The 8890-nt window shown below is 67.5% G+C and carries 12 protein-coding genes; 5 read left to right on the plus strand and 7 right to left on the minus strand.

The window, feature by feature from the left end:
- Positions 1-29: 29 nt before the first annotated feature.
- Both rplS and ACPYN9_RS09430 read right to left on the minus strand, forming a co-directional pair.
- The gene (gene rplS / locus ACPYN9_RS09425; RefSeq protein WP_068484112.1) at positions 30-380 is read right to left on the minus strand and encodes a 50S ribosomal protein L19; all 351 of its coding nucleotides are present in this window, start codon (positions 378-380) and stop codon (positions 30-32) included.
- A 187-nt stretch (positions 381-567) separates the two neighbouring features.
- Positions 568-1134 (minus strand): hypothetical protein, encoded by a 567-nt coding sequence (locus ACPYN9_RS09430; protein ID WP_424465982.1) that lies wholly within the window; start codon positions 1132-1134, stop codon positions 568-570.
- A gap of 76 nt (positions 1135-1210) precedes the next feature.
- Here ACPYN9_RS09430 and map point away from each other — a divergent pair, with 76 nt between their 5' ends.
- Complete coding sequence (map, locus tag ACPYN9_RS09435; protein WP_424465984.1) at positions 1211-1978, plus strand: type I methionyl aminopeptidase; 768 nt, start codon at positions 1211-1213, stop codon at positions 1976-1978.
- On the opposite strand, the gene trmD is transcribed toward map, so the two are convergent.
- The 5 genes from trmD to ACPYN9_RS09460 all read right to left on the minus strand — a co-directional run bounded on the left by trmD (position 1975) and on the right by ACPYN9_RS09460 (position 4424).
- A complete protein-coding gene (trmD, locus tag ACPYN9_RS09440; RefSeq protein ID WP_424465986.1) occupies positions 1975-2721 on the minus strand; it encodes a tRNA (guanosine(37)-N1)-methyltransferase TrmD in 747 nt (248 codons plus the stop codon). The genes map and trmD overlap by 4 nt on opposite strands.
- A 71-nt stretch (positions 2722-2792) precedes the next feature.
- Positions 2793-3410, minus strand: coding sequence for a ribosome maturation factor RimM (rimM, locus tag ACPYN9_RS09445; RefSeq protein WP_424465987.1), 618 nt, complete (start codon positions 3408-3410; stop codon positions 2793-2795).
- A complete protein-coding gene (locus tag ACPYN9_RS09450; RefSeq protein WP_068484100.1) occupies positions 3400-3630 on the minus strand; it encodes an RNA-binding protein in 231 nt (76 codons plus the stop codon). The genes rimM and ACPYN9_RS09450 overlap by 11 nt, the downstream gene beginning before the upstream one ends.
- Before the next feature lie 2 nt (positions 3631-3632).
- Positions 3633-4049, minus strand: coding sequence for a 30S ribosomal protein S16 (gene rpsP / locus ACPYN9_RS09455; protein WP_424465989.1), 417 nt, complete (start codon positions 4047-4049; stop codon positions 3633-3635).
- A 144-nt stretch (positions 4050-4193) separates the two neighbouring features.
- The gene (locus ACPYN9_RS09460) at positions 4194-4424 is read right to left on the minus strand and encodes an LPXTG cell wall anchor domain-containing protein (protein WP_424465991.1); all 231 of its coding nucleotides are present in this window, start codon (positions 4422-4424) and stop codon (positions 4194-4196) included.
- Positions 4425-4547: 123 nt separating this feature from the next.
- Between ACPYN9_RS09460 and ACPYN9_RS09465 the strand changes: the two genes are divergently transcribed.
- The 4 genes from ACPYN9_RS09465 to mmsA all read left to right on the plus strand — a co-directional run.
- Entirely contained in the window at positions 4548-5651 is a 1104-nt protein-coding gene (locus ACPYN9_RS09465) for a glutamate--cysteine ligase (protein ID WP_424465993.1), read from the plus strand.
- Between the two features lie 119 nt (positions 5652-5770).
- Positions 5771-6739, plus strand: a complete 969-nt coding sequence (iolC, locus tag ACPYN9_RS09470; protein WP_424465995.1) for a 5-dehydro-2-deoxygluconokinase — start codon at positions 5771-5773, stop codon at positions 6737-6739.
- The gene (locus ACPYN9_RS09475) at positions 6732-7658 is read left to right on the plus strand and encodes a Cgl0159 family (beta/alpha)8-fold protein (RefSeq protein ID WP_424465997.1); all 927 of its coding nucleotides are present in this window, start codon (positions 6732-6734) and stop codon (positions 7656-7658) included. The genes iolC and ACPYN9_RS09475 overlap by 8 nt, the downstream gene beginning before the upstream one ends.
- A 78-nt stretch (positions 7659-7736) precedes the next feature.
- Positions 7737-8890, plus strand: a 1154-nt coding sequence (gene mmsA, locus ACPYN9_RS09480; RefSeq protein ID WP_424465998.1) for a CoA-acylating methylmalonate-semialdehyde dehydrogenase, incomplete at its 3' end; no start/stop codon positions are given.

An 8890-nucleotide genomic window follows, 5' to 3' on the forward strand; every position in this document is an offset into this window, starting at 1 on the left:
TTGGGGAGCCATTCGCCTACTGCAATCGCTTAGTTGTCGCGCTTCTCGCGGATCTTCGCGGCCTTGCCGCGGCGACCACGGAGGTAGTAGAGCTTCGCGCGACGCACGGCACCGCGGGAGACGATCTCGATCTTCTCGATGACCGGGGTGTGCACCGGGAACGTACGCTCGACGCCCACCTGGAAGCTGACCTTGCGGACCGTGAAGGTCTCGCGGACGCCGGCGCCCTGACGTGCGATGACGACACCCTGGAAGACCTGCACGCGCGAGCGCGTGCCTTCAACGATGTTCACGTGCACCTTGACGGTGTCGCCTGGGCGGAAGTCTGGGACATCGCTGCGCAGCGATGCTGCGTCGATGACGTCGATAACGTTGGTCATGATTTCGCTCTCTGCAGTCGCCACAGGTCGGCTGCGAAGGTCAGTGAAGAGGTTGGCGTGCATCGCGAAGTGCTCTCGTCCCCTGTGGCAGAGTCGAGCCGCGGCACAAGGATCTAGTAAACCATGCCGGCATGACGCCCGCAATGCGAGCGGTGTGCGCGAACGCGTTGTGCACGCGACGGCTTCGTCAGCGCCGGTCGTCGTCGGGTTCGGAGTCGAGGGTAATGACCTTGCCCGCGTCCGGCCCGGATGCTCCCCCAGGGCCTGAGGGCGGGGTCCGCCCGCCCTGGGCTCCTGGCATACCGGGCCCAGCCATGCCTGGCATCGCACCGAACAGGCCGAAGGGGCTGGCCTGCGGCCCCGCAGCCTGCGCCGAGGCGAGCCGTTCCTGGACGACTGCCGTCAGGCGACGGCGCGCGATCGAGCCCGCGATGAGCATCGAGAGGAACGCCGCGGCCAGCACCCACAGTCCCGGCGCATCCGGCACGACAGCACCGACAGCCCATAGCAGCCACGGCACGACCACGAGTGACACGTCCCGCAACGGCAGGGCCTTGGTCTCGCGGATGTCGGGCCGCAGCCAGAAGTTCGCGGAGAGGATGAGGAGGCCCGCGACGGCTGCGAGACCGGCGAAGCCGAAGACGAAGAGCCGAGCGACAGGCGCACCCAGGATGAGCCATCCCACGAACTGCCAGGCGGCGAGAAAGAGCGCAGCTGGGAGGAGTGCGCGGTAGACGAGACGACCGATGCCCATGGCGCAACGCTACGGGAGGATCCCGAACGCAGCCTCCGTCGTTCGCTCTGGGCACGAGCGCCGGTACGATTGCCGGATGATCGAGCTGCGCACCCAGAACGAAATCGAAGAGATGCGACCTGCAGGGCGCTTCGTCGCGGAGGTCCTCAGCGAGCTCTCGCAGAGCGCCGCGGTCGGCACGAACCTTCTCGAGCTCGACGCCAGGGCACACGAGCTCATCACGAAGCGCGGCGCCAAGAGCTGCTACATCGACTACCACCCTTCCTTCGGCAACTCGCCGTTCGGCAAGGTCATCTGCACGTCGGTCAACGACGCGGTGCTCCACGGCCTGCCCCATGACTACGCGCTGAAGGACGGCGACGTCCTCACCCTCGACTTCGCTGTCGCGGTGGACGGCTGGGTCAGTGACTCCGCTATCACGGTGGTGGTCGGCACGCCCAGGGACGCGGACCTGCGCCTCATCGACACGACCGAGGTCGCGCTGGAAGCAGCCATCGAGGCTGCCCGCCCCGGAAACAAGCTCGGCGACATCTCGCACGCCATCGGCCAGGTCGCGAAGAACGCCGGCTACCCCGTCAACGTCGAGTTCGGCGGCCACGGCGTCGGCCGGACGATGCATCAGGAGCCGAGCGTCCCGAACCGGGGGCGCGCGAACCGGGGCATGCCGCTCAAGCCGGGCCTCGTGCTCGCCCTCGAGCCCTGGTTCCTCGAGACCACAGACAAGCTGGTCCAGGATCCGGACGGATGGACGCTTCGCAGCGCAGACGGCTCGCGTGGCGCGCACAGCGAGCACACGGTCGTCATCACCGACGGCGACCCCATCGTGCTGACGGCGCGCAGCTAGCGAAGTTCGGGCGGGAGCAGCTCGGGGCGCACGCGCCTCGTGCGCTCAATCTGCTGCTCGTGGCGCCACGCGGCGATCTTGGCGTGGTGCCCGCTCAGCAGCACGTCGGGCACCTCCCTGCCGCGCCACGTCGCGGGTTTCGTGTAGCTCGGGTACTCGAGCAGCCCGTCTTCGTGTGACTCCTCGACGAGTGACTCAGGGTTGCCGACGACACCGGGCACGAGTCGACCGAACGCCTCGATCATGGCGGTGACTGCCACCTCTCCCCCGTTCAGCACGTAGTCGCCGAGGCTCACGAGCTCGACTCTGGCACGCTCGGCGGTGTCGTCGAAGACGCGCTGGTCGATGCCCTCGTATCGTCCGCAGCCGAAGACGATGTGCCGCTCAAGGGCGTAGCGGCGCGCCGTGGCCTGCGTGAAGACCGTGCCTGCCGGTGACGGGAAAACGACGAGCGGTCGGTCATCCGCCTCGGTGTCGAGCCCGACGGCACCTGGACGACCGGATGAAGCGGCGGCGTCCTCGAGGATCGCGTCGATCGTCTGCCCCCACGGCTCGGGCTTCATGACCATCCCTGCGCCGCCGCCGTATGGCGTGTCGTCGACGGTTCGGTGCCGGTCGGTCGTCGCGTCCCGCAGGTCGTGCACGCGGACGTCGATGAGGCCGTCCTGGCGGGCCTTCCCGAGCAGGGAGACGTCGAGCACCTGGAAGAACTCGGGAAAGATGGTGACGATGTCGACGCGCATGGACTCCAGCTTAAGCGGAGGCGCGCCCCCGAATGCTCGTGGGCGCGCAGCTCATCGCCGAGGAAGGCGGACTACTCGGCGTCCGCTGCGTTCGCCGACCCTGCAGCAGGGACCTTGCCCGCTGCTTGCGTGTCGTCGAGCTCCTCGAAGAGGCCGTTCGGCGGCGTCACGCTGACGAAGCCGGCCTCGAGGTCGACGTCGGGAACGATCGCTTTCACCAGCGGAACAAGTACCTCAGCGTCGGCGGTCTTCACGACAAGAAGGTCTTGGGCGGGCAGATGCTCGACCCGGATGACGTGGCCGACGGAGATGCCGTCACGCCGCACATCGAGGCCGACCAGCTGGTGGTCGTACCAGGCGTCGTCTTCGAGCTCTTCGGCGTCGTTGGAGTCGACCCAGAGGATCGCCTTGGCGAGCCCCTCCGCCGCGGTGCGGTCGGAGACGCCGACGAAGAACCCGACCGGGTGTCCGTTGTACCAACGGAGCTCCTGGAGCTCGAGGTTCTTGCCGTGCCATGCACTGTCGGTGGGAACCTGCAGGCTGAAGCTCGCCCCCGGCACGAAGCGCCGGTCTGGCTCATCGGTGAAGAGCTCGAGCTTGATCGCGCCCTTGAGCCCATGGGCTTTGGTGAGGCGCCCGACGCGGAGCTGGGTGATGCCCTTCTTCTTGCCTGCCACCTCAGTCGTCAACTACGTCGACGCGGACCCGGCGGCCATCGGCAAGTGCGGTCACAACGGTGCGCAGCGCCTTCGCAGTGCGGCCGGAGCGACCGATGACGCGGCCGAGGTCCTCGGAGTGCACACGCACTTCGAGGACCTCGCCGCGTGCAGCAGTGCTGCGGTCCACGCGGACATCGTCGGGGTGATCGACGATTCCCTTGACGAGATGTTCCAGCGCGGAAGCGAGCATGACTAGGCCTCGACCTCTTCAGCCGCTGCTTCTTCGGTGACCTCTTCGGCGGCCGGAGCTGCCTTCGGCTCAACCTTCGGGCGCAGGACGGGCTTCTTGCCCTCTTCTGCGACGAAGGGGACCTTAGCCTCAGGCGCCTTGACCTGGTTCTCGGTCGAGCCCTCGCCCGTGAACTTGCCCCAGTCTCCGGTGAGCTTGAGCAGAACGACGACGGCCTCGGAGGCCTGTGCGCCGACGCTCAGCCAGTACTGCGCACGCTCGGAGTTGACCTCGATGAGCGAGGGGTTCTCGGTGGGGTGGTACTTGCCGATCTCCTCGATCACGCGACCGTCGCGCTTGGTGCGCGAGTCGGCGACGACGATGCGGTAGTAGGGTGCCCGGATCTTGCCAAGGCGCTTCAGACGAATTTTGACAGCCACGTGTCTCCTGATGGTGTGTGTATCGGCGAACGACAGCCGGAGGGCGTGGGGCACACTCGGCAGAGCTCAATGGTGAATCGCGGGCCGGATTAGAGGGTCGAGCCCACGAGACTCAACTGCCTAGTTTGGCAGACTCTTGGCCAGTTAGCCAACCGCAGAATCGTCACCGGATGTCGAGCGCCCCTCGCGATCGATCGCGGACTCGCTTGCGCGCTCGGCGGCCCGCTGTCTGCGCTGCACGAAGAAGAGCACGACCCCGCCGAGCAGGACGAGGAGGACGGCACCGATCACGTACGGCACGAAGTCCTGTGCACCCGTGACGGCGAGCTCGTTGGCCGCGGTCGCAAGCCCAGCGAGGGAATCCGAGTAGCGCATGTGGGGCCTCCGCTTCCGGGGCGCCGCCTGCCGCCGCCCGACTCCTCCCCCTATCTTGCGGTGGATGCGGAACGGCCCGCAATGCGGACACGCCGCGAGCCCTGGTGCGTCTACGCTTCAACCATGCGTTTCGCCTCATCAGAGCGGTCGACACTCGGTGTCGAATGGGAGCTCGGCATCGTCGACACTGAGTCGCGCGAGCTCACCGGCATCGGCCCTGAACTGATCGCCCGCCTCGACGACGAGCGCTTTACGAAGGAGTTCCTCACGAACACCGTGGAGCTCGTGACGGGCGTCCACCGCTCTGCACGGTCTGCGGTCGACGAACTGCGCGGCCTGCGGGATTCCCTGCTTACGGCCGCCGACGCGGCGGGAGCCGGCGTGATCGGCTCGGGCACGCATCCCTTCTCCAGGTGGCGGGAGCAGCAACGCTCGCCCGGCGAGCGCTACCGACTGGTCACGGAGCGCTCGGGACGCTGGGGCGGACAGCTCGCCATCTGGGGCGTGCACACCCATGTTGGGGTCGAGGACTGCCGGAAGGTGCCTGCCATCATGCGCGCCGTACTGGCCAACTACCCCCTGATGCTGGCCATCTCGACGTCGAGCCCGTACTGGCAAGGCGAGGACACGTCGTTTAGCTCCCACCGCACCATGGTCTTCCAGCAGCTCCCGACCGGCGGGCTGCCCCCGGAGATGGAGACCTGGGAAGACTACGAGCGCGTCGCGCACGATGTGCTGCACACGGGCATCGTCGACGAGGTGCAGGAGCTGCGGTGGGATGTGCGCCCGTCGGCCCAGTGGGGCACCGTTGAGATCCGCGTCTCCGACGGCGCGACGAACCTCAGGGAGCTCGGGGCGATGGTGGCGCTGAACCACGTGGTCGTTGAGCATGCCTCGCGGGAGCTCGACGCGGGCAGGGACGCCGACCGCCTCCCCTCATGGTTCGTCCGGGAGAACAAGTGGCGGGCCGCTCGCTACGGACTCGACGCGATCATCATCGAGGACGCGGAGGGCAACGAGCGACCGGTCACCGAGGTGCTGTCCGAGCGCATCGAGCGCGAGTACCTGGAGGTCGCTGAGGACCTCGGATGCGCGGCGGAGCTGGAGACGATCGCGGAGATCATTGAGGGCGGGTCGTCGAGCGACCGCCAGCGGCGCATCGCGGAGCAGCACGACGGCGCGCTCGTGCCTGTCGTGGACGCCCTGATCGACGATCTGAAGCGCTGACGCGTCCGCGGACGGCGGATCAATATTCACCCACCCCTCTTTGTTACTTTGTCAGGACATTAGGTGTATGCTGAGGTTCGTCCTCGTTCACCATCGGACTGAAAGTTGTACAGAGCCGTATGACCACTGCAACACAACCCCCCGCGTACGACCTCATCACGCTCGGCCGTGTTGGCGTCGACATCTACCCCCTCCAGACCGGAGTCGGGCTCGAGGACGTCTCCACCTTCGGAAAGTTCCTCGGCGGCAGCGCGACCAACGTCGCCGTCGCTGGCGCGACGCACGGCCTGCACTCGGCGGTCATCACCCGCACCGGTGACGACCCCTTCGGTCGCTACATCGTGCGCGAGCTCGAACGCCTCGGGGTCAGCTCGAGCTTCGTGACCCGCGACGACTCCCTCGCCACCCCCGTCACGTTCTGCGAGATCTTCCCTCCCGACGACTTCCCGCTCTACTTCTACCGGCAGCCGAAGGCGCCTGACCTCAACATCGAGGCGGACACCCTCGACCTCGAGGCCATCAAGAACGCCAAGATCTTCTGGGCCACCGTCACCGGCCTCTCCGAGGAACCGAGCCGAGCCGCTCACCACGCGGCGTTCGCCGCTCGAGCCCGACGCGAGCACACCATCCTCGACCTCGACTACCGCGCGATGTTCTGGCCGGACGCCGCGACCGCGACCGCGGCAATCGAGCCGATCCTCGCCCAGTCGACGATCGCGATCGGCAACAAAGAGGAGTGCGAGGTCGCCGTCGGCGAGACCGAGCCGCAGCGGGCAGCGGATGCGCTGCTCGAGCGCGGCGTCGAGATCGCCGTGGTCAAGCAGGGCCCGCGAGGCGTCCTGGCCAAGACCCGAGAGGGATCCATCGAGGTCCCGACACACTTCGTGGACGTCGTCAACGGCCTCGGCGCCGGGGACAGCTTCGGCGGTGCCTTCTGCAAGGGGCTCATCGCGGGTTGGGACCTCGAGCACATCCTGCGCTTCGCGAACGTCGCCGGTGCCGTCGTGGCCTCGCGCCTCGAGTGCTCGACCGCCATGCCGACGACGGCGGAGGTCGACGAGATCCTGAAGGAGAACTCCCTTGCCTGAGAAGTATCGGATCCTCGACGAAGCCGCCTTTGCCCGGCTTCGCGACGCTCGGGCCGACGGCCCTGCAGCGCTCAGAGAGGCTCTCGCGGCCCGGAAGCGCCGCCCCGCACTGCTGCCGGAGGACCGCAGGCTGTTCTTCGTCGCCGCCGACCACCCCGCGCGCGGTGCACTCGGGGTGCGGGACGACGCGATGGCCATGGCCGACCGCTACGACCTGCTCGATCGGCTCGCGCTCGCCCTCTCGCGGCCCGGCGTCGACGGCGTGCTCGGGACGCCGGACATCATCGACGACCTCGCGCTGCTCGGGGTGCTGGACGACAAGCTCATCGTCGGCTCCATGAACCGCGGCGGACTCCGCGGCGCGAGCTTCGAGATGGACGACCGGTTCACCGGCTACGACATCAACTCGATGGTGCGCGACGGCATCGACTTCGCGAAGACGCTCGTGCGCATCAACCTCGCCGACGCTGGCACCGTCTCGACGCTCGAGGCCAACGCCCGCGCGGTCGACGACGCGGCGGCGGCGTCTCTGCCGATCATGCTCGAGCCGTTCATGAGTGAGTGGAAGGACGGCCGGATCGTCAACGATCTCAGTGCAGACGCCGTCATCAACTCGGTCGCGATCACTTCTGGCCTCGGTAACAGCTCTGGCTCGACGTGGATGAAGCTGCCGGTTGTTCCTGAGATGGAGCGCGTCATGGCGGCGACGACGTTGCCGACATTGCTGCTCGGTGGAGAGCCGAACGGTGACCAGGATGCGGTCTACGCCAAGTGGGCCGACGCCCTCGCCCTCCCAGGGGTGCGGGGTCTCGTCGTCGGCCGCACGCTGCTCTACCCCGCCGATGGCGACGTCGCCGCAGCGGTGGACACGGCCTCGAGCCTCGTCCACACCTCGAACCTCGTCCACACCACGAGCTGAGCTCACCACCCGCGTCGCGGCGACCGCCGCATCCATCGTCGCCGCTCCTGTCCGGCGCACCACAGCGAAGGAAGATCAATGACCGACACCACCCTGCCGACCATCCAGCACTGGATCAACGGCGCCTCCACGACGGCTGCGCCCGCGCGCACGTCGCCGGTCTTCAACCCGGCCCTCGGCACCGCGACGAGCAACGTCGCTCTCGCCGACGACGCCGAGATCAACGCCGCAGTCGCCGCCGCGAAGGCCGCGTTCCCGGCCTGGTCGAACACCTCGATCGCGAAGCGCCAGAACATCATCTTCAAGTTCCGTGAGTTGTTGAACGAGCGGAAGTTGGAGCTCGCGCAGATCATCACGTCCGAGCACGGGAAGGTCGTGTCTGACGCGGCCGGGGAGATCCAGCGCGGTCTCGAGGTCGTGGAACTCGCGACCGGGTTCCCACACATCATGAAGGGCGACTTCACCGAGAACGCGTCTACCGGCGTGGACGTGTTCTCCATCAAGCAAGCCCTCGGCGTGGTCGGCATCATCAGCCCCTTCAACTTCCCCGCGATGGTGCCCATGTGGTTCTTCCCCATCGCGATCGCGGTCGGCAACACCGTCGTCCTCAAGCCGTCCGAGAAAGACCCGTCCGCGGCGATCTGGCTCGCCGAGCTGTGGAAGGAAGCGGGCCTGCCCGACGGCGTCTTCAACGTCCTCCACGGCGACAAGCAAGCCGTGGACGGGCTCCTCACCCACGACGACGTGAGCGCCATCAGCTTCGTCGGCTCCACCCCCATCGCGCAGTACATCTACGAAACCGCGTCCAAGCACGGCAAGCGCGTGCAGGCGCTCGGCGGGGCGAAGAACCACATGCTCGTGCTCCCCGACGCCGACCTCGACCTCGTCGCCGACCAGGCCATCAACGCCGGCTTCGGGTCCGCGGGCGAGCGGTGCATGGCCATCAGCGTGGTCCTCGCGATCGAGCCCGTCGCCGACCAGCTCATCGAGAAGGTGAAGGAGCGCATCGCGACGCTGCGCATCGGGGACGGCACCCCCACCGACACGCACAAGGAACCCGACATGGGCCCCATCGTGTCCGAAGTACACCGCGACAAGATCGCCTCCTACATCCAGATCGCTGCGGATGACGGCGCCGACGTCCTCGTCGACGGCCGCACCATCCAAGCCGAGGGCGCCGAAGGCGGGTTCTGGCTCGGCCCGACCCTCATCGACAACCTCCCCACCAGCAG

It is taken from the genome of Pseudoclavibacter helvolus, from assembly GCF_049707175.1.
Lineage (GTDB): Bacteria > Actinomycetota > Actinomycetes > Actinomycetales > Microbacteriaceae > Pseudoclavibacter > Pseudoclavibacter helvolus_A.